The organism is Pseudomonas quasicaspiana, assembly GCF_021147825.1.
Taxonomy (GTDB): Bacteria; Pseudomonadota; Gammaproteobacteria; order Pseudomonadales; family Pseudomonadaceae; genus Aquipseudomonas; species Aquipseudomonas quasicaspiana.
Map to the genome: position 1 here is coordinate 126,793 of NZ_JAGTPI010000004.1, position 26,358 is coordinate 153,150.

A 26,358-nucleotide genomic window follows, 5' to 3' on the forward strand; every position below is an offset into this window, starting at 1 on the left:
CGCGATGGATTCCAGTCAACTGTTTACCTTTGAGACATTGCCCGGCGTTCGCGGCGACCTGCCGTTGTTGGTCCAGGCGCGCCACGAAGGCATCGATCTGCAGGATGCGCTCGCCGATTTGCGCGTGTTGAGCACCGAGCGCCTGGAAAAGTGCGGCGGCCTGTTGCTGCGTGGTTTTCACGTCGGCGGTGCCGAGCGCTTCAGAGAGTTCGCGGCAGGCTTTGGTCATCCGCTGCTCAACTACGAGTTCGGTTCAACGCCGCGCAGCAATGTGACCTCCGGTGTTTATACGTCCACCGAGTATCCGGCCCATCAGCACATTCCGCTGCACAACGAGCAGGCCTACACCCGCGAATGGCCGATGAGAATCTGGTTCTATTGCGTGCAGGCCGCGCTGGTCGGCGGTGAAACCCCGGTGGCGGACAGCCGCGAGGTCTATCGGCGTGTGCCGCAGGCTATTCGCGAGCGCTTCACCGAACGCGGCCTGATGTACGTGCGCAATTTCGGCAACGGTCTGGATGTGTCGTGGGAACAAGTGTTCAACACCGATAACCAGCAGGAAGTCGAAGCCTACTGCCGTCAGCACTGTATCGAGTGCGAGTGGAAAGACGACGGCGAACTGCGCACGCGCCAACTCTGCCAGGCGGTGGCGCGTCATCCGCGCACTGCGGAGTGGGTCTGGTTCAACCAGGCGCACCTGTTTCACATCTCCAACCTGCCACAGGAAGTACGGGAAAACTTGCTGGAGGTGGTCGACGAGGAGGACTTGCCGCGCAATGTGTACTACGGCGACGGCAGCCCTATCGAAGATTCGCTGCTCGATGAAGTGCGCGGTGTCCTGGAGGAAACCAAAGTGGTTTTCCCGTGGTACAGCGGCGACGTCCTGATGCTCGACAACATGCTGGCTGCCCACGCCCGCTCGCCATTCAGCGGACCGCGCAAAGTAGTGGTGGCTATGGCTGAAGGTCATCAAGTCAGCACGCTTTCCTGACGCGTTGATTACCGCGTCAGCTTTTTAGCCCTGGCTCTTCAGCGCTTGAGGCAAGGCTGACGCGGCCTTTTTCTTTTTCAGAACTGCCCCGGCGGGCGGGCCACTGCCCGTCGTCCATAACAGGTGATGCCATGAATGACCCCTACGAAGCCGTCAACCTGGTTGAGGTGTTGCAGCAGCGTGCCTGCCAGACACCTGAAAAGATCGCACTGCGTTTCATAGCCGAAGACGGCGATCAACCGCTCAGTTACCGGGAGCTGGACGAGCGTGCACGAGCCCTGGCTGTACAGATGCGCCAGCATGCCGCTTCGGGAGCGCGGGCGGTGTTGTTGCTGCCGAGTGGTCCAGATTACGTCACCGCTTTTTTCGCTTGCCTCTATGCGAACATTATTGCCGTTCCGGCCTATCCGCCAGAATCGGTACGCCCGCAGCATTTGATGCGCCTGCGCGCTATTCTCGACGATGCCGAGCCGAGCCTGGTACTGACCGATTCGACTCTGATCGAGGCTCTGCGCCCAGCCTGCGAGCGTAGCAACGGTGAGTCGCCACTGCTGCTGGCGGTCGATCAGGTGCCGAGCGCGCTGGCCGAACAATGGCAACTACCAACGCTGCGTGACGACGACATAGCCTTTCTGCAATACACCTCTGGCTCCACGTCGACTCCCAAGGGGGTACAGGTCACTCAGGGCAACCTGTTGGCCAATGAGCGGCTGATTCGCCACGGGCTGTCGATTAGCGATGACGATGTGATGGTGAGCTGGCTGCCACTGTTCCATGACATGGGCCTGATTGGCGGTCTGCTGCAACCGATCTACAGCGGCTTTCCCTGCGTATTGATGTCGCCCCGTTACTTTCTCGAACGGCCGCAGCGCTGGCTCGAAGCGATCAGCAAGTACCGGGGGACCATCAGCGGCGGCCCTGACTTTGCCTATCGTCTGTGCTGCGAGCGACTCAAGGAATCCGCGTTTAAAAGCCTCGACCTGAGCTGCTGGCGACTGGCGTATTCCGGCTCCGAGCCGATCCGGCCCGACACGCTGGAACGCTTTGCCAGCCAGTTTGCCGTGGCCGGATTCGACGAAAACGCCTGGTTCGCCAGTTACGGCCTGGCGGAAGCCACGTTGTTCGTCAGCGGCAGTCGGCGTGGTCAAGGTATTGCCCAGATTGAGGTGGATACCCGCGCGCTGGCCGATAACCTCGGTCGCCTGGGCTCCGGCAGCCGTCTGGTCAGCTGTGGCTGGGGCCAGCCAGAGCATCCGTTGATGCTGGTTGATCCGGTCAGCACTGAGCCAGTAGCGGAGGGCGGTGTCGGCGAAGTCTGGAGCTCTGGCCCGAGCGTGGCCAGCGGCTACTGGCGCAACCCACAAGCCACCGCCAAGAGCTTCATCGAGCGTGACGGCCGTGTCTGGCTGCGCACCGGCGACCTGGGTTTCATGCACGGCGGAGAGTTGTTCATCACCGGTCGCCTGAAAGACATGATCATTATTCGTGGCCAGAATCTGTACCCGCAGGATCTCGAACGCTGCGTTGAAGAAGAAGTGGACGTGGTGCGCAAGGGCCGTGTTTCGGCGTTCGCCATTGAGCATGATGGCAATGAAGGGATTGGCATCGCGGCAGAAATCGGCCGCAGCGTGCGCAAGCTGGTGCCTGCCGAGGCGTTGATCAAGGCCATCAGTGAGGCTGTGGCAGAGCGTTTTCAGGAAGTCCCTGTGTTGATCGCGTTGCTTGAGCCGGGTGCGTTGCCAAAAACGTCTAGCGGCAAACTGCAACGCTCAGCCTGTCGCCAGGGTTTGGCCGACGGCAGTGTCGCCAGCTATGCCGTACAGCGTGCCGGGCAGATGCTCGACTACTCGAAGCAGGACAATACGCCGCTCAGCGCTGCCGAGCAGGCCATGGCCGAGCTGTGGGCGCAGGTACTGGATGCGCCTGTGACGCAACGTGAAGCTAACTTCTTTGCCTTGGGCGGTAACTCGATCAAGGCCGCGCAACTGATGGCTCGACTGCGTGAACTCGAAGGTCGCGCAGTGGAGTTGCGCCTGTTGTTTGAGGCGCCACAACTGGACGCTTTCGTCGCCGCGCTGGACAGCCAGCCGCAGCACTCGGTCGTCCCCGTCGCGCTGCTCGACCGTCAGGGTCCATTGCTGCCATCTGCTGCCCAGCAGCGTTTGTGGTTCCTGTGGAAGCTCGAACCACACAGCGCCGTGTACAACATTGGCGGCCGCTTGCGGCTGCGTGGTCAGCTTAATCTGGCCGTATTGCAGGAGGCTTTTACGGCCTTGTTGCAACGGCATGAAGTGCTTCGCAGTCGTTTTGTCGAGTCCGAAAACGGCGAGGTAACGCTGCAGTTTGCCGCGCCCGGTGCGGTCCCGCTCAGCGAGGTCAACCTCGGTTCCCTGGCCGACGCCGAGCTTGAAATCGAAGCCCGTGCCGATGCCGAGCGTTTTATCGCTGAGCCCTTCGATCTGGCCAACGGTCCGTTGCTGCGTCTGCGTTTGCAGCAGCTGGACACTGACCGCCAGCAGCTGTTGCTGTGTGTGCATCACATCGTGGCCGATGGCTGGTCGCTGAACCTGCTGCTCGGGGAATTCACCGAGCTGTACAGTGCCCGTCTGCAAGGTCGTGAAGCCACTATCGCGCCCTTGTCACGCCAATACCTGGACGTCGCCGAGGCCCAGCGCCAGCAACTGCAAGCCGGTGAGGGCGAGCGTCAGTTGCAGTGGTGGAAAGAGCGCCTCGGCACCCGGCATGTGCCGCTGGAGCTGCCTTTTGCCTTGCCTTACCAGCCACAGCAAAGCCGCCGTGCCGCGTTCATTGACGATGAACTGGGCGCTGATTTGAGTGCCAGACTCGGCCAGTTGGCACTGCGCCATGGCGTTACCCCGGCAATGCTGCTGCTGGCCGCCTTCAATCTGTTGTTGCAGCGCTACAGCGCAACCCACGACTTGCGCGTGGGCCTGACCCAGGCGGGACGCGAAAGTCTGGACAGCGAAGCGTTGATAGGTTTCTTCGTTAATCTGCTGGTTTTGCGTTGCGAACTGCCTGCGGGTCTTACCCTGGCAGACCTGCTGCATCAGGTGCGAGAGAACGTGCTGCAGGCACAGGCGCATCAGTCGTTGCCGTTCGAGCAATTGGTGGAGGCCTTGCACCCGGAGCGTGGTCACGGCCGTCATCCGCTGTGCCAGGTGGCCTTCGATTATCAGTGGCAAACCCGTGCCGCGGACAACCTCAGCGGCTTGCAGGTCGAAGCGCTGGAGCAGATCGACCTGCAAACGCCGTTCGATCTGGTGTTGCGTGTGCGTGAAAGCCAGGATGGCCTGCGTTTGAACTTCTGCTATGCCAGCGAGGGCTATGCCGCCGCAGGCATGCAGCGTCTGGCGAGTAACTTCCGGCGCCTGCTGCAAACCCTGCTGCAGCAGCCTGCTGATCAGCCGCTGCAAGCCTCGGCATGGCTGCCCGAAAGCGAATGGCGTGACACCGCCGATTGGCCAGTGCAGGTTTTTACCCCGCTGAGCGAACGGATTGCCGAGCAGTGTCTGGCGCTGGGCGACCGCCCAGCCCTGATTGATCCGCAGCATCAGCTCAGTTTTACCCAGTTGGAAACGCGTTCCAACGCACTGGCGAATCACCTCATCGCCCAAGGCATTGGCGCCGAAGTACGCGTCGGTGTGGCCCTGCCGCGTGGAGTGGAAATCCCTCTGGCCCTGCTGGCGGTCATGAAAGCCGGGGGCGCCTATGTACCGCTGGATATCGACTACCCGCGTGAACGTCTGACGTGGTTGATACAGGACGCCGGTATTCACTGGGTACTGACCCACAGCAGCTTGCGCGACCGGTTGTCTCTGCCGGACGGGGTGCTGAGTCTGGAGCTTGATCGACTGGACCTGAGCCGCGAATCGACGCAGCGCCCGGTAGTCACCGTCGAGGCGCAAAACCTCGCGTACCTGATCTACACCTCGGGTTCGACTGGCCAGCCAAAAGGGGTAGCGGTCGCCCACGGTGAAATCGCCATGCATTGCCAGGCGATTGGTCAGCGTTATGCGATGAGCGCTGCCGACCGTGAGCTGATTTTCATGTCCTTTGCGTTCGACGGTGCTCACGAGCGCTGGCTGACGGCGCTGTCGCACGGGGCCAGTGTGTTGATTCGTGGTGACGAGCTGTGGACCGCCGAGCAAACCCTCAATCAACTGCGTGAACATTCGGTCAGCGTGGCAGCTTTCCCGCCAGCTTACCTGTTGCAGTTAGCCGAGGAGGCCGCGCGCCAAGGCCCTGTGCCGAGCATGCGGATCTATTGCTTTGGCGGCGACGCCGTGCCCGAAGCCAGTTTCGAACTGGCCCGGCGACACCTCAAGGCTGAACATCTGATCAACGGCTACGGCCCCACCGAAACAGTGGTCACGCCTCTTTTGTGGAAGGCTGATGCCAGCACCAAGTGCGGCGCGGCGTATGCGCCAATTGGCGAAGTGGTCGGCGCGCGTCGCCTGTATGTGCTCGATGATCAGTTGCAGCCTCTGCCACGTGGCGTCGCGGGTGAGCTGTACATCGGCGGTGAAGGCTTGGCTCGGGGTTATCACCAGCGTCCGGCAATGACCGCCGAGCGTTTTATTGCTGATCCGTTCAGCGCTGCTGGCGGCCGTTTGTACCGGACCGGTGACCGGGTTCGCCTGCGTGAAGACAACGCTATGGACTATTTGGGGCGTGTCGACCAACAGGTGAAAATTCGTGGCTTCCGGATCGAGCCGGGGGAAATCGAAGCGCGCCTGCAAGCGCTGCCGGGCGTTCATGCGGCGGCGGTATGCGCCCGTGAGTCGGTGCAGGGCCTGCAACTGGTGGGCTACGTAGTTGCCGTGAGCGGTCAGCCATTGAGCACCGACAGCTTGAAAACAGCCCTGCGCGATCAGGTGCCGGACTACATGGTGCCTGCACACATTCTGTTGCTCGACAGCCTGCCGCTGAACATCAACGGCAAGCTGGACCGCAACGCGCTGCCGGAACCGCAAGGGCAGGGTGCCGAATTCGTTGCGCCACTGGACGGCATCGAATGCCAGGTCGCTGCGATCTGGAGTGAGGTGCTCGGCGTGGCGCGTGTCGGTCGTCAGGATGATTTCTTCGATCTGGGTGGGCACTCGCTTCTGGCGACTCAGGTGGTGTCGCGGATCAAGCGTGACCTGGGCCTGGAGTGCCCGCTGCGTACCCTGTTCGAATGCTCACGGTTGAACGAGTTCGCTGCGCGACTGGCTGCCCAGGATGTCTCGGTCAGCACCCACTCAGTGCTGCGAGCCCTGCCGCGCAATGGCACCATGCCGCTGTCAGCCGCCCAGAGCCGCCTGTGGTTCTTCTGGCAAATGGAACCGCAAAGCGCGGCCTACAACGTGCCCGGTGCGCTGCGTTTGCGCGGTGCACTGGATCTTGCAGCGCTGCGCCGCGCTTTCGATGCGCTGGTACAGCGTCACGAGACCCTGCGCACCCGTTTCGACGAAATCGACGGCCATCCATTTCAGGTAATCGAACCTGCGCAAGCTTTGCCGCTGGTCGAACACGACCTGTCTGGCGTCGTTGATGCGGAACTGCAAGCACGACAGTTGGCGGCAACCGAAGCGATGCAACCCTTCGATTTACGCCAGGGACCGTTGCTGCGTCTAAGCCTCATTCGTTTGGGTGACGATCACCACGTGTTGCTGTTGACCATGCACCACATGGTCTCCGATGGCTGGTCGATCCGGGTACTGGTCAATGAGTTCAGCGAGCTTTATGGCGCATTCACGGCGCAGCGCGAACCGGTTCTGGCTCCGTTGTCGGTGCAATACGCCGACTATGCCCAGTGGCAACGCGAGCTATTGGCCAGCGCCGAGGGCGCGCGGCAGCTTGCCTGGTGGAAGGAGCGTCTGGGCACTGACCAGATCGTGCTCGAACTGGCGACCGATCGTCCGCGTCCTGCCGTACAAAGCTACCGTGGCGCGAGCCTGGGCTTTGAACTGGACGGCGAGCTTGGTACTCGCCTCAAGGCGTTGGCCAAGGCGCATGACGTGACGTTGTTCATGCTGCTGCTGGCCGCTTACGGTGTCTTGCTGAGGGGCTACAGCGGTCAGCGTGACCTGCGTATTGCGGTGCCGGTGGCCAGTCGGCAGCAGATGGAAACCGAGGGCCTCATCGGCTTCTTCGTCAACACTCAAGTCATGCCGTGCCACATAGACGACTCAGCCAGCTTTGCTGCGCTGCTCGCAGAAACCCGTCAACTGGCACTCGGCGCCCAGGCCAATCAGGACTTGCCGTTCGAACAACTGGTAGAAGCCTTGCAGCCCGAACGCAGCCTGGCGCATAACCCTTTGGTGCAGGTGAAATTCAACTTCGGCTTCGATGTGAGCGTCCTGCCGAATGCCGGCGACCTGCGGCTTGAGCTGTTCAGTGAAGAGCAATACGGCGCACGGTTCGACCTCGCGCTGGACATGGCCGAAGGGCAGGACAATGTGCTGCGCGGCAGCTTTGTCTATGCCAGCGACTTGTTTGATGCAACAAGCGTGGCGGCCATCGCGCAGACCTTCCGCCAGTTGCTCGTCCGTCTCTGCGAAGCACCGACACGTCCGTTGTCCGAGCTGCCGCTGGCGGCATTGGGCGAGGCTGACGAGTTGCGCGGCGAACTGCAGCAGTGGCCGTTCAGCGATGTGTTGGCCGGGTTCGCCGCTCAGGTCGTGACACGGCCAGAGGCGATTGCCGTGCAGGCCTGGGATGGTCAGTTGAGTTATGCCCAGCTTGATGCCGCGAGCAATCGGCTGGCGCACCGCTTGCAGGCTGCCGGCGTGCAACCGGGCGACCGCGTGGCGCTGTGTCAGGCGCGCAGCAGCCAGTGGGTGCTGATGTTGTTGAGCGTCATGAAGGCGGGGGCGGCGTACGTGCCCCTGGACCCGGCGCTGCCGTTGGCGCGGCTGCAACGTCTGGTGGTCGAGAGCGACGCACGCTGTGTGTTGCTCGGTGATCCTGCGCGGCTGACCAGCTTCGGCGATGCGGCACTGTTGGTCGATGCTGGCAGCGAGAACGGTTTCTCCGACGCCGCACTGTCACTGCCTGTCGATGTTACCAACGCAGCCTACGTGATTTTCACCTCCGGCTCGACCGGACAACCCAAGGGCGTGGTGGTCAGCCACGGCGCATTGGCCAACTACGTTCAAGGTATTCACGCACGTCTGGATCTGCAGCCCGGGCAGGGCATGGCGATGGTCTCATCGGTGGCCGCCGACCTGGGCAACACCACGCTGTTCGGGGCACTGTGCTCCGGTGGCCGCCTGTGTCTGGCCAGCCAGGATGATGTAGCGGATGCCGAATGTTTTGCCGCCTTCATGCAACAGCATGCGGTGGATGTACTGAAGATTGTTCCCGGTCATCTCAGTGGCTTGCTCGCCGCACTGCCCGAAGCCCGGCTGCTGCCGCGTCAACTGCTGGTAGTGGGCGGCGAGGCGTGCGACCGCAGTCTGTTGCAACAGGTGCGGGAGCTGGCACCGGCTTGCCGCATCGTCAATCACTATGGCCCGAGCGAAGCGACGGTCGGTGTCTTGACCCATGAACTGGCGCATGACGCCGAACTACCGTTGGGCGCGCTGGCAATCGGTCGCCCATTGCCCAACTGCCACGTGCGGGTTGTGGACGAGTACCGCAACCCGTTGCCGGTTGGCGTGCCGGGTGAGCTGTTGATTGGAGGTGCCGGGCTGGCTGATGGCTACCTGAGCCAGCCCGAGTTGAGCGCCGAGTATTTCGTGCACATCGACGGTGAGCGTCTGTACCGCAGCGGTGACCGGGTGCGCCTCCGACACGATGGGCTGATCGAGTTCCTTGGGCGTCTCGATGAGCAGGTCAAGATTCGCGGTTACCGGGTTGAGCTGGGGGAAATTACCCAGGCCCTGAAAGCGCTGCCCGGCGTCAGTGCCGCGCTGGTACTGGCCGAGCGCGAAGCCGAGGGGCCATTGCGCCTGTTGGCATGGTGCGTCAGCAGTGCTGGCAACGCTGAAAGCCTGCGTCAGGCACTGGCGGAGCAAGTCCCTGAATACATGCTGCCCGCACAGTTGATGCTGCTGCCTGGCATTCCCTTGACCCCCAACGGCAAGGTTGATCGCCAGGCACTGCCGCGTGGCCCGGTGGTGGAGGCTGGCAGTACGCAGGAAACGGCGATGAGCGAACTGGAAAGCCAGTTGGCCGACATCTGGCAAGCCGTGCTGAAGATCGAAGCGGTGTGTGCCGAAGACAACTTCTTCGAACTGGGCGGCGACTCGATTCTCAGCCTGCAAATCATTTCGCGCATTCGCAAGCTGGGTTACAAACTCAGCCCCAAACAGCTCTTCGAGCGTCAGAGTGTTCGCCAACTGGCGCAGTGGCTGGAAAGTCGCGGCCCGGCCAAACCGGTGGCAACAGCAGCCGCAGCTGCGGTGGCCGTCAGTGGCGAGTTGCCGTTGGCGCCGGTGCAGGCGCGGTTCTTCGAGCGTGTTCACAGTGATCAACGCAATCACTGGAACCAGGCAATCTTGCTGCAGCCCAAATCGCCGCTGGACCTGGACAACCTGACGCGTGCGCTTCACTGGCTGCTCGGTCAGCACGACAGCCTGCGCTTGCGCTTCGACAGTCACACCCAGCCTGTGCGGCAGGTCTATGCCGAGCCGGGTTTGCTGGACCTGACGCTGCTGTGGCGTCGCCGTGCCAGTGATGAGCAGACTCTGGAACGCCTGTGTGACCAGGCGCAACGCAGCCTTGACCTGAACGCAGGCCCGTTGCTGCGAGCAATGCATGTCAGCCTGGAAGATGGCAGCGAGCGCCTGTTACTGGTTATTCATCACCTGGCGGTAGACGGTGTGTCGTGGCGGGTGCTGCTGGAAGACCTCGAAAGCGCCTACCGTCAATTACTGGCAGGCAAGGCTCCGGCGCAACTGGTTAAAAGTGACAGCTATCAGGCCTGGACCCAGCGTCAGCATGCCTTCGCCAACAGCGCCGAGTTGCACGCCGAACTGGGGTACTGGCAGGCGCAGTTGCAAGACGCTCCGGCGTTGCCGCAGACGCGTAGCGATGCCCGGACCACTTGGCGTGAAGCTGCGCAGGCGAGTTTCAGCCTGGACAGCGAAGCTACCCGGCAACTGCTTGGCCCGGCTCAGCAGGCGTACCGCACCCAGATCAACGACCTGTTACTTACCGCACTGGCCCGTGCGCTGTGCAGTTGGAGCGGTGCCGAACAGGCTCTGATCGAACTGGAAGGTCATGGCCGAGATGCTTTTGATCAGCATGCGGCACTGGACCTGAGCCGCAGCGTGGGCTGGTTCACCAGTCTTTACCCTGTGCGCCTTAGCCCTCAAGGCGATGCCGCTGCATCGTTGAAAGCCATCAAAGAGCAGTTGCGTGGCGTGCCACGTGCCGGCATCGGTTACGGCTTGCTGCGCTACCTCAGCCCACTGGGGGCGCAGTTACAAGAGCTGCCGCCAGCACGAGTAACCTTCAATTACCTGGGGCAGTTCGACCAGCAGTTCACTGATTCGGCATTCCTCCCGGCCAAAGAGTCGGTCGGCCGCAGCCATGCCGATGACGCGCAATTGGGCAATTGGCTGGTGTTCAACGGCAAAGTGCTCGGCGGTTGTCTGCAGTTGGAGTTGCATTACAGCCGCGAGATGTTCGACGCCGCACTGATCGATCAATTGTTGAGCGTGCTGCAGGCAGAGCTTCAAGGTTTGTTGCAGCACTGTCTGCAAGCCGCTCCGGCGTTGACCCCGAGTGACGTACCACTGGCGGGCCTGGATCAGGCCATGCTGGACAGCTTGCCAGTCGACGCCAGCAACCTGGAAGACCTGTATCCGCTGGCTCCGATGCAGCAGGGCATGCTGTTCCACGCCCTTGATGTGCCGGGCTCGGCGCTCTACGTCAACCAACTGCGCGTGGACCTGGACAACCTCGACGAAGCCCGCTTCGTGGCGGCCTGGCAGCAGGTTCTGAGTCGCCATGCCACGCTGCGCAGTGGCTTCCTGACTGAAGGCCTTGAAGTGCCGTTGCAGTTCGTGTTGCGCCACGCCGAACTGCCGGTGGAGCATTTCGACTGGCGCGAGCGCAGCACCGACCGGGCAGCGCTCGACGCATTGGCTGACAGTCAGCGGCAACGCGGCTTTGACCTGACGCGTCCGCCCTTGCAGCGTCTGGCACTGGTACGTCTCGGTGAGCGGCGCTTCCACTTGCTGTGGACCTGTCATCACCTGTTGCTGGACGGCTGGAGCAGCGCCCGCTTGATCGGTGAAGTGCTGGCCGCTTATCAGGGCAGCAGCCTGCCGCCGGTAGCGGGCCGTTACCGTGATTACATCGCGTGGTTGCAGGTGCAGGATGCCAGCCTCGGTGAGCGCTTCTGGCGTCAGCGTCTGGCGGGTTTTGACGAGCCGACGCTGTTGGCGACTGCCTGCGCGGGCAGCTATGTCGTGGAACCGACGCGCGAGGTGCGCAGCCAGTTCGATGCCGTCGCCAGTCAGCGTTTGCAGCAGTTTGCCCAGCAACAGCGCGTGACCCTCAATACCCTGTTGCAAGGGGCGTGGCTGTTGCTGCTGCAACGCTACAGCGGTCGGTCGCGGGTAGCCTTCGGGGCCACTGTGGCCGGGCGTCCGGGAAATCTACCGGGTGCCGAGGACATGCTCGGGCTGTTCATCAATACCCTGCCCATCGTCCAGCAACCGCAGGCCGCTCAGTCACTGGGTGACTGGCTGCGTGAATTGCAGGCCTACAACCTGGAGGTGCGCGAGTTCGAACACAGCCCGCTGTACGACATTCAGCGCTGGGCCGGGCGTGGTGGTCAGGCGTTGTTCGACAGCATTCTGGTGTTCGAGAACTTCCCAATGGATGCCGCACTCACGCATTCGACGGCAGGTGAAGACGGCCTGCGTATCCTCGGTCATCAGCCGGTGGACTCCACCAACTACGCGCTGACCCTGGTCGCCAGTGCCGGTGAGTGCCTGGATGTGCGTTACGGCTACCGGTCCGAGCGCTTCTGCGCCAGCCAGGTCGAGCGTCTGCGTGAGCATTTCGAGTGCCTGCTGCTGAGCTTTTGTGGCAGCGCCGAGCAAGCAGTGGCGCACTTGCCGATGCTGGCCGCGACTGAGCGCGAACAGTTGCTCCACGGCTGGAACGACACCGCTGCTGACTTCCCTGATCAGGTGCAACTGCAAAGCCTGATCGAACAGCAAGTCGCTGCAACGCCGGATGCTTTGGCCGTGCAGTTCGGCAATCAGCAACTGAGCTACCGCGAACTCAACGCACGCGCCAACCAACTGGCTCGTTGGCTGCGCGAGCAGGGTGTAGGCCCGGACGTGCTGGTCGGTGTGTGCGTCGAGCGTTCGCTGGAACTGGTGCTGGCCTTGCTGGCCATCGTCAAGGCCGGTGGTGCTTACGTGCCGACGGACCCGGACTACCCGCGTGAGCGTCTGGAACACATGCTCGGCGACAGCGGTGTGCAACTGTTGCTGACCCAGCAGCACTTGCTTGAGCAACTGCCCGCCAGTGCCGCGCAGACCTTCTGCCTGGACAGCCAGTGGCCTGAGTTGCAGGCGCTGGATACCGGCGACCTGCCAACCCTGGGCAGCCCGCAAAACCTGGCGTATCTGATTTACACCTCCGGCTCCACCGGCAAACCCAAGGGTGCAGGCAACAGCCATGCGGCGCTGATCAACCGTCTGCACTGGATGCAGAAGGCATATCAGCTGGATCACACCGACCGTATCCTGCAAAAGACCCCGTTCAGTTTCGACGTGTCGGTCTGGGAGTTCTTCTGGCCGTTACTGACCGGCGCTGCGCTGGTGGTGGCAGAACCGGGTGCGCATCGCGACCCGCTGGAATTGCGTCGTGTGATCAACGAAGGTCAGGTCAGCGTGCTGCACTTTGTGCCGTCGATGCTGCAAGCCTTTGTCATTTCTGGCGAGCTGGAAAACTGCCCGTCACTGAAACAGGTGATGTGCAGCGGCGAAGCGCTGCCTTACGAGCTGCAACAGCAGTTCCGCCAGCGCCACAGTGCACAGTTGCACAATCTGTATGGCCCGACCGAAGCGGCCATCGACGTGAGTTACTGGGCCTGCGATGAAGAAAATGATCGGCATCAGGTACCGATTGGCCGACCTATCGACAACTTGCGGCTGTACATCCTCGACGCATTCCTGGAACCCGTGCCGCAAGGTGTAGCGGGCGAGTTGTACATCGGCGGCGTGGGCCTGGCGCGGGGTTATCACCTGCGTCCGGGGCTGACCGCAGAGCGTTTCGTGGCCGACCCCTTCACGTCGGGCGAGCGCCTGTACCGTACCGGCGACCTGGCTCGCTGGCGCGCAGACGGCGCTATCGAATACGTCGGGCGCATCGACCATCAAGTGAAGATCCGCGGATTGCGTATCGAACTGGGTGAAATCGAAGCCCGCCTGCAAGGGCTGGAATCGGTCGAAGAGGCCGTGGTGATTGCCCGCGACACCCCACAAGGCAAGCAACTGGTGGGTTATGTGGTGGTTCATGGCACTGAAGGCAGCGACAGCGAGAGCCTGCGCCGTGAACTGCTGGAGCACCTTCCGGAATACATGGTGCCTGCGCAGATTCTAGTGCTGCCCGCCATGCCGCTGTCGCCTAACGGCAAGCTGGACCGCAAGGCCTTGCCGGCACCGGAATTCGCTTCCGGCCCGCGTGGTTATGTCGCGCCGGGCACTGAGCTTGAGCAGCAACTGGTTGATATCTGGCAGAGCGTGCTGGGGATCGAAAAGGTCGGCATCACTGACGACTTCTTCGAACTGGGCGGGCACTCGCTGCTCCTCACTCAGGTCGGCATGACCCTGCGCAAGCGTCTGAATGTGGAGTTGCCGCTGCACCGTTTGTTCGAATTGAGTTCCATCCAGGCGTTGGCCGCTCACCTGCAGGCTCAGCCTGACGCTGCGCAAAATAAACAGGTTGATCTGGACCTGATGGACGAGTTGCTGGGCGAGTTGGAGAATTTTTGATGAGTAACACCGAACAACAGAAGTTGCAGCAGGTTGCCGAACGCCTGGCCGCTCTGCCGGAAGACCGCCAGCTGATTTTCCTGCGTCAACTGGGCGAAAAAGGTGTGCGCCTGGAGCGCCTGCCGATTGTGCGTCAGCCGTGTGAACAGGCACCGCTGTCGGCTGCGCAAAGTCGCTTGTGGTTTCTGTGGCAGATGGAACCGCACAGCGCGGCCTACAACATCCCGGCGGCAGTCCGGCTGCGCGGTGAGCTGGACGAAGATGCGTTGCAACGCAGCTTTGCGGCGCTGATCGCCCGGCACGAAAGCCTGCGCACGCTGTTTCGCGAAATAGAGGGAGAGCACGGCTCGCAAGCGGTTCAGGTAATACTGCCGAGCCTTGATCCCGAGCTGCAACGCTTTGATCTGAGTGCGCTGCCCGTTGAACAGCGCGAGCCGCGTGCCCGTGAACAACTGGAACAAGCGGCCCGCCAACCCTTTGATCTGAGCACTGGGCCGCTGCTGCGTCTGGCGCTTATTCGGCTCGATACTCGCGAGCACATCCTGCTGCTGACACTGCACCATATCGTTTCTGACGGTTGGTCAATGGGCGTGCTGACTGACGAGTTCGCCACTCTGTACACCGCGCACGTCAGCGGTGCGGCAGCACAATTGGAAGCCTTGCCGGTTCAGTACGCCGACTATGCGCGCTGGCAGCGCTTGTGGATGGCGGCCGGTGAAGGTGACCGCCAGTTGGATTACTGGACCCGTCAACTGGGCGGCGAAGCGCTGGTGCTGACCCTGCCCAGTGACCGCCCACGCCCGGCGGTGCAGAGCTACCGTGGCGCGGCGCTGGACTTCCAGCTGCCGGCAGCCTTGAGCAACGGCCTGCGCGAACTGGCTCGCAGCCAGGGCGCAACGCTGTTCATGCTGTTGCTGGCGGCGTATCAAGTGCTGCTGTTTCGTTACAGCGGCCAGCGTGAACTGCGGGTCGGTGTGCCCGTGGCCAACCGTGGTCGGGGGGAGAGCGAACGGCTGATCGGCTTCTTCGTCAACACTCAGGTGTTGGGCACGGAGATGAACGAGCACGAAACCTTCGTCGCGTTTCTGGACCGCACCCGGCAGGCGGTACTCGGTGCTCAGGCCCATCAGGACTTGCCGTTCGAACGTCTGGTGGAGGCTTTGCAGCCAGAGCGCAGCCTCAGCTACAACCCGTTGTTTCAGGTGGCCTACAACCATTTGCCGAGTCAGCGCGACGGCTTGCGCGAACTGCCTTCAGCCGATGGTCGCGGGTTGACCCTGGAAAGCCTCGAACTGGACGTCGGCATCGCCAAGTTCGACCTGATGCTGAGCACCGAAGAGAGCCGTGATGGCTTGGTGCGCGGTCAGTTTGGCTACGCCACCGATTTGTTCGATACCGCGAGCATTGCGCAGATGCGCGAGCATTTCCTGCACCTGCTGCAGGCGCTGCTCACAGATCCACGCCAGGTCGTGGGCCGCTTGCCGATGCTCTCGGGCAATGATCGCGAACAGTTGCTCCACGGCTGGAACGACACCGCTGCTGACTTCCCTGATCAGGTGCAACTGCAAAGCCTGATCGAACAGCAAGTCGCTGCAACGCCGGATGCTTTGGCCGTGCAGTTCGGCAATCAGCAACTGAGCTACCGCGAACTCAACGCACGCGCCAACCAACTGGCTCGTTGGCTGCGCGAGCAGGGTGTAGGCCCGGACGTGCTGGTCGGTGTGTGCGCCGAGCGTTCGCTGGAACTGGTGCTGGCCTTGTTGGCCATCGTCAAGGCCGGTGGTGCTTACGTGCCGACGGACCCGGACTACCCGCGTGAGCGTCTGGAACACATGCTCGGCGACAGCGGTGTGCAACTGTTGCTGACCCAGCAGCACTTGCTTGAGCAACTGCCCGCCAGTGCCGCGCAGACCTTCTGCCTGGACAGCCAGTGGCCTGAGTTGCAGGCGCTGGATACCGGCGACCTGCCAACCCTGGGCAGCCCGCAAAACCTGGCGTATCTGATTTACACCTCCGGCTCCACCGGCAAACCCAAGGGTGCAGGCAACAGCCATGCGGCGCTGATCAACCGTCTGCACTGGATGCAGAAGGCATATCAGCTGGATCACACCGACCGTATCCTGCAAAAGACCCCGTTCAGTTTCGACGTGTCGGTCTGGGAGTTCTTCTGGCCGTTACTGACCGGCGCTGCGCTGGTGGTGGCAGAACCGGGTGCGCATCGCGACCCGCTGGAATTGCGTCGTGTGATCAACGAAGGTCAGGTCAGCGTGCTGCACTTTGTGCCGTCGATGCTGCAAGCCTTTGTCATTTCTGGCGAGCTGGAAAACTGCCCGTCACTGAAACAGGTGATGTGCAGCGGCGAAGCGCTGCCTTACGAGCTGCAACAGCAGTTCCGCCAGCGCCACAGTGCACAGTTGCACAATCTGTATGGCCCGACCGAAGCGGCCATCGACGTGAGTTACTGGGCCTGCGATGAAGAAAATGATCGGCATCAGGTACCGATTGGCCGACCTATCGACAACTTGCGGCTGTACATCCTCGACGCATTCCTGGAACCCGTGCCGCAAGGTGTAGCGGGCGAGTTGTACATCGGCGGCGTGGGCCTGGCGCGGGGTTATCACCTGCGTCCGGGGCTGACCGCAGAGCGTTTCGTGGCCGACCCCTTCACGTCGGGCGAGCGCCTGTACCGTACCGGCGACCTGGCTCGCTGGCGCGCAGACGGCGCTATCGAATACGTCGGGCGCATCGACCATCAAGTGAAGATCCGCGGATTGCGTATCGAACTGGGTGAAATCGAAGCCCGCCTGCAAGGGCTGGAATCGGTCGAAGAGGCCGTGGTGATTGCCCGCGACACCCCACAAGGCAAGCAACTGGTGGGTTATGTGGTGGTTCATGGCACTGAAGGCAGCGACAGCGAGAGCCTGCGCCGTGAACTGCTGGAGCACCTTCCGGAATACATGGTGCCTGCGCAGATTCTAGTGCTGCCCGCCATGCCGCTGTCGCCTAACGGCAAGCTGGACCGTAAGGCCTTGCCGGAGCCTGACTTCAGCCAGCAACAGAAGCAATACAAGGCGCCGCGTGATAAGCGCGAGACCCTGCTGGCAGGGATCTGGCAGTCGGTCCTGGGCATTGAGCGGGTCGGTATCGACGACAATTTCTTCGAGTTGGGCGGCGATTCCATTGTCTCGATTCAGGTGGTCAGCCGTGCCCGTCAGGCTGGTCTGCAACTGAGCCCGAAAGACCTGTTCCTGCACCAGACCCTCAAAGCCCTGGCCGCCGTTGCGCGTCAGGGTGACAGTGTGGCCGTGGTCAACGCACCTGCCAGCGGCCGCACGCCGTTACTGCCGATCCAGCACTGGTTCTTCGAACAGCAACTGCCACATCGCGCACACTGGAACCAGTCGGTATTGCTTGGTTGCCAGCAAACACTGGACAGCACCGTGCTGGAGCGCGCCCTCGGGCACGTCTGCCAACTGCATGATGGTTTGCGCCTGCGTTTCGGCACTGAGCCGAGCAGTGCCGAATATGCCGTCTACGAACACGATCCCGAGCTGCTGTGGATTCGTCAGGCCGCAGATGCCGACGAATTGCTGATGCACTGCGAGGCGGCCCAGCGCAGCCTGGATTTGAGCCAGGGCCCACTGTTGCGTGCGCTGCTGGTGGAATTGGCTGATGGCAGCCAGCGCTTGCTGTTGGTGATTCATCACTTGGTGGTAGATGGCGTTTCCTGGCGAGTACTGCTGGAAGACCTGCAGACGGCTTACCGGCAACTGGCGAGCGGAGTCAGCGTGCAACTGCCACCGCGCAGCAGCTCGTTCCAGCAATGGGCCGAGCGGCTGGCGGCCCATGCCCACAGCGCCGAAATGAGCGCCGAACTGAAATACTGGCAGACCAGCCTGCAAGGTCCGAGCGGTGATTTACCAGCGCGTGACCCACAGGCCAGCCTGAGCGGACGCCATGCGCGCACGCACCGTGTTGAACTGGATGCCGCGACCACCGCCGCCTTGTTGCAGCAGGCCCCTGCGGTGTTCCGCACGCAGGTCAACGACCTGCTGCTCACCGCCCTGACCCGCAGTCTGTGCGCCTGGACGGGCGAAACCTCGGCGCTGGTGCAGCTCGAAGGACATGGCCGCGAAGCACTGTTCGACGACCTCGATCTAAGCCGTACGGTCGGCTGGTTCACCAGCCTGTTTGCCCTGCGCCTGCACGACGGAGGTGAGCCGATAGCAACGCTGAAGTCGGTCAAGGAACAACTGCGTGGCGTACCGCAGCGTGGCGTGGGCTATGGTCTGCTGCGTTACTTGGGTGGCGAAGGGCAAAGCCTGGCCGCACTGCCCCAGGCACGAGTCACGTTTAACTATCTGGGGCAGTTTGACCACAGTTTTGGCAGCGATGCTTTGTTCCAGCCTGCCAGCGAAAAATCGGGCGCCAACCGTGATGCCGAGGGTGCGCTGAGCAACTGGCTGAGCGTCGATGGCCAGGTCTTTGGCGGCAAGTTGAGCCTGCGCTGGACGTACAGCGCAGCGATGTTCGATGACACAGCTATCGAGGCGCTGGCTCAGTCTTATCTCGAGCAATTGCAGGGTTTGATTGCACTGTGCCTGGAGGAAGGCGCGGGCGGTGTCACACCGTCTGACTTCCCGTTGGCAGGCGTGGAGCAAACGCAGCTTGATGCCTTGCCGCTGGCCGCTCGGCAAATCGAAGACCTTTACCCACTGGCACCAATGCAACAGGGCATGCTGTTCCATGCCTTGTATGAAAACGAGGGTGGGGTTTATGTCAACCAGTTACGCGTCGACATCGACGGTGTTGATGCCGAGCGCTTCCGTACGGCGTGGCAGGCTGCGCTGGACAGCCACGACAATTTGCGCGCGAGCTTCCTTTGGGAAGGTCTGGCGCAACCGCTGCAATTGATTCATCGGCAACTCAAACTGCCGCTGGAAGTGCTCGACTGGCGCCATCGCGACGATCAGGCCATCGCCCTTGAGGCGCTGGCCCAGGCGCAACGCGCCGCAGGTTTTGCCCTTGATCAGCCGCCATTGCTACGGCTGGTGCTGGTGCGGTGTGACGAGCAGCGTTACCAGTTGATCTATACCCATCACCACATCCTCATGGACGGCTGGAGCAACGCGCAGCTGTTTGCCGAAGTGTTGCAGCGCTACGCCGGGCAAGCCGTCGTAGCCAGTGGTCATTACCGCGATTACATTCAGTGGCTGCAGGGCCGTGATGCGTCCGCCAGCGAGGCTTTCTGGCAGACGCAACTGGCGGTGCTGGACGCGCCGACCCGCTTGGCAGAATGTGTGCCGCAGAGCACTGCGCAGGACGGTTTTGGCCAGGTACAACGCTTGTTGACCGTTGAGCAGGGCGCACGCCTGAGTGCGTTTGCCCGTCAGCACAAAGTCACCGTCAACACCGTGTTGCAGGCGGCCTGGGCGTTGCTGCTACAGCGCTACAGTGGCCAGTCCACTGTGGTCTTTGGCGCGACCGTGGCCGGGCGTCCGGCTGAGCTGGCCGGGATCGAGCAACAATTGGGCCTGTTCATCAACAGCCTGCCAGTGGTGGTCAGCCCGCGTGCCGAACAGCCATTGGCAGATTACCTGCAAGCTTTGCAGGTACAGAACCTGCAACTGCGTGAACACGAACACACCCCGCTGAGCAACATCCAGCGAGCCTTTGCACAGGGCGGCGAGGCGCTGTTCGACAGCCTGCTGGTGTTCGAAAACTACCCGGTTGCCGAGGCCTTGCGTCAGGCTCCGGGCGGTTTGAGTTTTTCCGGCATGCAGGCGCAGGAAAACACTAACTACCCGTTGACGCTGATGGTTGCTCAGGGCGAGCGACTGCGCTTGAACTTTGACTACCGTTGCAGCCATTTCCACGCGGACACCGTGCAGAGCATCGGCGACCAACTGTTGCACCTGCTTTGGCAGTTCTGTGCCGACGGTCGCCAGCCGCTGGGGGAAATCGGCTTGCTGGACAGCAGCGCACGTCAGCGCGTGCTGCGTGATTTCAACGCCAGCGCCATGGACTATCCGCGTCAGGCCTGCCTGCATCAGTTGATCGAGCAACAGGCTGCGCTCAGTCCCCAGGCGCTGGCGCTGGATGACGGCGGTGCCCGGCTCAGCCACGCTCAGTTGAATGCGCGGGCCAATCGTCTGGCCCGCTGGTTGCGTGCTCAGGGTGCAGGCCCGGATTGTGCGGTCGGCGTTGCACTGGAACGTACTGTGCAGTTGCCGGTGGCGTTGCTGGCGGTGCTCAAGGCTGGCGCTGCGTATGTGCCGCTGGACCCTGAGTTTCCTGCCGAGCGTCTGGCGCACATGCTGGCCGACAGCGAGGTGCGCTTGCTGTTGACCCAGGAGCATTTATTGAGCGAACTGCCGGACAGCCAGGCGCAGGTATTCTGCCTGGACCGCGACTGGTCGCAACTGGACAGTCTGGCCGAGCACGACCTGCGCCCGGACGAATTGCAACGGCCAGTGAACATCGACGACCTGGCGTATGTGATCTACACCTCCGGTTCCACGGGCAAGCCCAAAGGCGTGGCCGTGCGTCATGGCGGGGTGGTCAACTTCATGTCAAGCATGGCTCGGGAACCGGGCCTGACAGGCCGCGACCGGGTGCTGGCGCTGACTTCGCTGTCCTTCGATATTTTCGCCCTGGAACTGTACCTGCCGTTGCTGGTGGGTGGCAGCGTGCAACTGGTGGACCGTGATTGCGCCCGTGACCCGACGCGGCTGCTGGCCACCGTGCTGGAAAAAGGTGTGACAGTGATTCAGGCGACGCCGTCAACCTGGACGCTGCTCAGCGCCCATGAGGATTTCTCGCGCCTGCAGGGCTGTCGTTTCTTCTGCGGTGGTGAGGCGCTGTCAGTCGAGTTGGCGGCGGTGCTCAGTGCCCAGGCGGATGAGCTGTGGAACCTCTATGGTCCGACCGAAACCACCATCTGGTCAGCGGCCTGGCGTATCCCTCGTGGCGGTCGGGCGTTGCTCGGCAAGCCGATTGCCAACACCCAACTGTACGTTCTGGATGCGGCACTGCACCCGCTGCCAGCAGGTGTCGCCGGGGAGCTTTATATCGCCGGTGACGGCCTGGCACGTGGTTATCACGCACGGCCGGGGCTGACTGCCGAGCGCTTTGTAGCAGATCCGTTCAACGCGCAGGGCGGTTGCATGTACCGCACCGGTGATCTGGCGCGCTGGAGTCAGGACGGTGTGCTGGAGTATTTCGGGCGTATCGACCATCAGGTCAAGGTGCGTGGTTTCCGTATCGAACTGGGCGAAATCGAGTCGTGCCTGCTGGCGTGCGACGGGGTGCGTGAAGCGGTAGTGATTGCCCGCGAAACCCCACTGGGCAAGCAACTGCTGGGCTACGTCGTCGCTGACGGCGAGGCCGCTATCGGGCCCGAAGAGCTGCGCGCTGCGTTGCAGGCCCAATTGCCGGACTACATGGTGCCTGCACAGGTGATGGTGTTGACACGCATGCCACTGACGCCGAATGGCAAGCTCGACCGCAAGGCCTTGCCAGATCCGGATTTCAGCAGTTTGCAACAGCGTTATCAGGCGCCGCGCAGCGAGCTGGAACTGCGTTTGGCTGAGCTGTGGCAACAGGTACTGGGTCTACAACAGGTTGGCATCGACGACAACTTCTTCGAGCTGGGTGGCGACTCCATCGTGTCTATCCAGTTGGCTGGGCGCGCACGCCAGGCCGGGCTGCAATTCAGCCCGCGACAACTGTTTGAGCACCCCACCGTCGCCCAGCTGGCACAGGTGATCACTGCTGTGGGCGCGCCTGCAGCGAATAGTGTCAGCGACTCGACGCCTGCACACACTGGGCACTTCCCGCTGGCGCGTCTGGACGCCGGGCAGATCGAGAAGCTGGGACTGGACCTGACTCAGGTCGAGAACCTTTACCCGCTGTCACCGATGCAGCAGGGCATGTTGTTCCATGCGCTGGACAATCCGGGATCCGGTCTGTACGTCAATCAGATCAGCGTGCCGGTAGAAGGCCTCGACAGCATGCGCTTCGCCCAGGCCTGGCGCCGCGCCGTAGCTCGCCACGACACGCTGCGCAGTGGTTTCATCTGGCAGAGCGGCCTGCGTGAACCGTTGCAGGTGGTGTATGCCACTGCCCCGGCGCAGTTGCGCCTGCGTGACGATGTGCAGGATATCGTCGCCTTCGCAGAAGCGGATCGTCTGGAAGGTTTCGACCTGGCCCGGCCGCCACTGCAACGCCTGACGCTGATCGATCTGGGTGAGGGTCGCCAGCATCTGATCTGGACCACTCATCACTTGCTGATGGACGGCTGGAGCGGCGCGCAACTGATCAAAGAGGTGCTGCAACTGTATGCAGGCGCTGAATTGCCAGCCGTCAGTGCGCGCTATGCGGACTACATCGGCTGGCTGCAACACCAGGATGGTATGGCCGCCGAAGCGTTCTGGCGTGCTCGTCTGGCCCAGGTGCAGCAGCCGACACTACTCGCCGACAGCCTCTCGCGCCCGGCAGAAGGTGACGGTCACGGCCTGAGTTACAGCCACTACGGTGCGACCGCTACCGAACGCTTGAAAACCTATGCGCGCAGCCAGCGCATCACCCTCAATACCTTGCTGCAAAGTGCCTGGCTGTTGCTGTTGCAGCGTTACACCGGGCAGCAACAGGTAGTGTTCGGTGCCACGGTGGCAGGGCGTCCGGCACAACTGCCGGGTATCGACAGCCTGCTCGGGCTGTTCATCAATACCTTGCCGATTGCCCAGTCACCCCAGGCTCAGGATGATTTGGGCGAATGGCTGCGTCAGCTGCAGGCTTACAACGCCGAAGTACGCGAGTTTGAACACACGCCGCTGTATGACATTCAGCGTTGGGCCGGGCACAGCGGTCAGGCCTTGTTTGACAGCATCATCGTGTTCGAGAACTACCCGGTAGACGAGGCTCTGCGCCGTGGTGCCGGTAACGGCCCGCGCTTTGGCGAGCTGAGCCTGAAAGACGTGACCAACGTGCCGATGGACCTGGCTATACGTGTGGGTGAAGGCCTGGAGATTGAGTACCAGTACCTGCGCAGCCATTTCGACGCGGTGGCGGTCGAGCGTATTCGCGGCAACATGGAGCAGATACTCGACGCCATGGTCGCTGGTCAGGCGCGCTTTATTGGCGATCTGCAATGCCTGTCCGAGGCTGACCGCAGTGCCTTGAGCAATTGCCGTGGCCCGCATCAGGCTCGCTTGCCAGCGCCGCCTGTGCATCTGGCGATTGCAGATCAGGCGCGCCTGCGTCCGTCGTCAACTGCCTTGCTGTGCGGCACCGAACAGCTTGATTACGCTGCGCTGGAGTTTGGCTCCAATCGATTGGCGCATCATTTGATCAGCCTGGGTATCGGGCCTGAAGTGCGGGTTGGTGTGGTGTTGCCTCGCGGGGTTGCGATTCCGTTGGCACTGCTGGCGGTGCTCAAATCGGGCGGGGCTTACGTGCCGCTCGACGCGGATTACCCGCGTGAGCGTCTGGCGTTCCAGATGGCCGATGCCGGAATTGCGTTGCTGATTACCGACAGCCGACTGCGTGAGCGCTTGCCGCTGCCCGACGGCGTGCTGTGTCTGGAGCTCGACGCGCTGGATCTGAGCACCGAACGCAGCGATGTGCCGTCGGTAAAACTGGAGCCTGAAAACCTCGCTTACATCATTTACACCTCAGGCTCCACGGGGCAGCCGAAGGGCGTCAGCGTGGCCCACGGACCGTTAGCGATGCATTGTGCCGCGATTGGCGAGCTATACGAAATGGACAGCTCGACGCGCGAGCTGCACTTCATGTCGTTTGCGTTCGACGGTGCTCACGAGCGCTGGCTGACCACGCTGGTACACGGGGGCAGTCTGGTGCTGCGTGGTGAAGAGTTGTGGACACCGGAGCAGGTCTACACGGTGTTGCACGAACAGCGCATTGATGTGGCTGCCTTCCCTCCGGCCTATCTGCAACAACTGGCCGAGCACGCCCTGCGTGACGGTAATCCGCCGCCGGTGCGGATCTACTGCTTCGGTGGTGATGCTGTGCCAAACGCCAGCTTTGAACTGGCCAAGAAGGCGCTGCGTCCACAGTGCATCACCAACGGTTACGGGCCAACCGAAACGGTGGTGACCCCGCTGCTCTGGAAAGCCGACGCAAACACGGCTTGCGATGCGGCGTATGCGCCGATTGGTAAAAGCGTAGGTGCGCGTCAACTGCATATCCTCGATCCGGACCTGCGCCCGGTGCCATTAGGTGTGGCGGGTGAGCTGTACATCGGTGGCGAAGGTCTCGCTCGCGGTTACCATCAGCGTCCTGACTTGACTGCCGAGCGTTTCGTGGCTGACCCGTTCAGCACAGACGGCGGCCGCTTGTACCGCACAGGCGATCTGGTGCGTGGCCGCGTCGATGGCGTGATCGACTATGTCGGGCGTATCGATCATCAGGTAAAAATTCGCGGGTTCCGTATCGAACTCGGGGAAATCGAAGCGCGTCTGCAGGAGCACCCGCAGGTTCGTGAAGCGCTGGTCGTCGCCCGCGACGGCCATAGCGGCAAGCAACTGATCGGCTATGTGGTCAACCACCCAGGCGTTGCGCTGAGTGGCGACGACTTGCGCAGTTACCTGCGCGCACGGCTGCCGGACTACATGGTGCCGGTGCAGGTCATGCTGCTGGAACGCATGCCGTTGTCGCCTGCCGGCAAGCTCGATCGCAAAGCGCTTCCGGAGCCGCAATGGAACAGCGGCAGCTCGTATGTTGCACCACGTAATGCCACCGAGCAGGTTCTGGCCGCGATCTGGCAAGAAGTGCTGCAGGTTGAGCTAGTCGGCATTCACGATAACTTCTTCGATCTGGGTGGCGACTCGATTCTCAGTCTGCAAGTGATTTCCCGGGTGCGTCAGGCCGAAGACCTTGGGCTTGATATCCGTCTGCGTGATCTTCTGCAATACCAGACCATTGCCGGTCTGTTGGAGCGCGCCCAAGGGAGCACCGAAGCGGATGCTGCCGAGCCACAGGCGGTGGCCGAAAGTGTCGGTGATGAAGCGTTCGGGCTGATCCCGATTCAGCAATGGTTGTTCGAGCAGGACCTGCAAGCACCTGAGCACTTCAACCAGGCGATCCTCTTGCAGTGCCGCGAACCGCTGGACGTGGTGCATCTGGCTGCGGCGTTGCAAGCGATGCTCAGCGAGCACGCCAGCCTGCGCCTGGCGTTTGTTCGCGGCAACGATGGCCAGTGGCGCCAGCGCTACTGCGAGCTGAGCGAACTGCAGGACGGACTGCGCGCCGACCCGGTGTTGTGGCTGCGTGATGCACTGGACAGCGAGGCCGCGCTTGCGATTGCCAACCAGGCCCAGCGCAGTCTGGACATTACCAACGGACGTTTGCTGAGGGCGGTTTACAGTGAGTTGGCCGACGGCAGTCAACGGCTGTTGCTGGTGGCTCACCACTTGGGTATCGACGGTGTCTCGTGGCGGATCCTGCTTGAAGACCTGCAACAGGCTTACACACAGCTGTGCAACGGCCAGGAGCCGCGCTTCAGTGCGCGTACCAGCAGCTATCGGGCCTGGGCGCAAAGTTTGCGCGAGTATGCCGCGCATCCGCGTCTGCTGGCCGAGCTGCCGTACTGGTTGCAGCAAACCGAGCCTGCAGGCCTGGGCGAGCCGCCGCAGGACAACCCGCGTGGCAGCCAGCGTGTAGCGCATATGCAACAGGTGCAGTTACGCCTTGACCGCGACTTGACGGGGCAATTGCTGAAAGTTGCACCCGAGGCGTACCGCACCCAGATCAACGATTTGCTGCTCACGGCGTTGGGCCGCGTGCTGTGTCGTTTCAGTGACAGCGAGTCGGTGTTGCTCGGTCTTGAGGGCCATGGCCGCGAGGACATTTTCGAAGGACTGGATCACAGTCGCACGCTTGGCTGGTTCACCAGTCTGTTCCCGTTGCGCCTGACGCCGGGGCAGGGCGGTTATGCCGAGTCGGTTGTTGCCACTCGCGAGCAACTGCGTGCGGTGCCTGATAAAGGTATCGGGCATGGCGTGCTGCGTTACCTGGGTGATGCCCAGACGCGCCGCTTGCTGGCCGGCAGGGTGCAACCGCGTGTGACCTTCAACTACCTGGGGCAATTCGACCAGAGCTTTGATGACAAGGCGCTGTTTGCGCCGCTGCAAGAGCGCCCCGGCGATGCGTATGCCGCCAGTGCACCGCTGAACAACTGGCTGGAGATCATCGGTCAGGTTTACGACGGTGAGCTGGCATTACGTTGTCTGTTCAGTAGTCGGGTATTCCGCACCACGACCGTCGAACAACTGATGGCGATGTACCGCCAGGAACTGCAAGGCCTGATCCAGCACTGTTGCGCACAGGTCGCTGAACGCGAGCAGATGCCTGTATGAGCCGGACACTAGTTAATGAGGT

The 26,358-nt window shown here is 62.2% G+C and carries 3 protein-coding genes; all 3 read left to right on the forward strand.

Going from position 1 to position 26,358, the window contains the following annotated elements; genetic code table 11:
* Nucleotides 1-4 precede the first annotated feature (4 nt).
* The 3 genes from KDX30_RS04875 to KDX30_RS04885 all read left to right on the forward strand — a co-directional run bounded on the left by KDX30_RS04875 (nt 5) and on the right by KDX30_RS04885 (nt 26,336).
* A complete protein-coding gene (locus KDX30_RS04875) occupies nt 5-991 on the forward strand; it encodes a TauD/TfdA family dioxygenase (protein WP_231675155.1) in 987 nt (328 codons plus the stop codon).
* 131 nt (nt 992-1,122) lie between these two features.
* Complete coding sequence (locus KDX30_RS04880) at nt 1,123-13,959, forward strand: non-ribosomal peptide synthase/polyketide synthase (protein WP_231675156.1); 12,837 nt, start codon at nt 1,123-1,125, stop codon at nt 13,957-13,959.
* On the forward strand, nt 13,959-26,336 hold the full coding sequence (locus KDX30_RS04885; protein ID WP_231675157.1) for a non-ribosomal peptide synthase/polyketide synthase: 12,378 nt from the start codon (nt 13,959-13,961) through the stop codon (nt 26,334-26,336). The genes KDX30_RS04880 and KDX30_RS04885 overlap by 1 nt, the downstream gene beginning before the upstream one ends.
* Nucleotides 26,337-26,358: the final 22 nt, after the last annotated feature.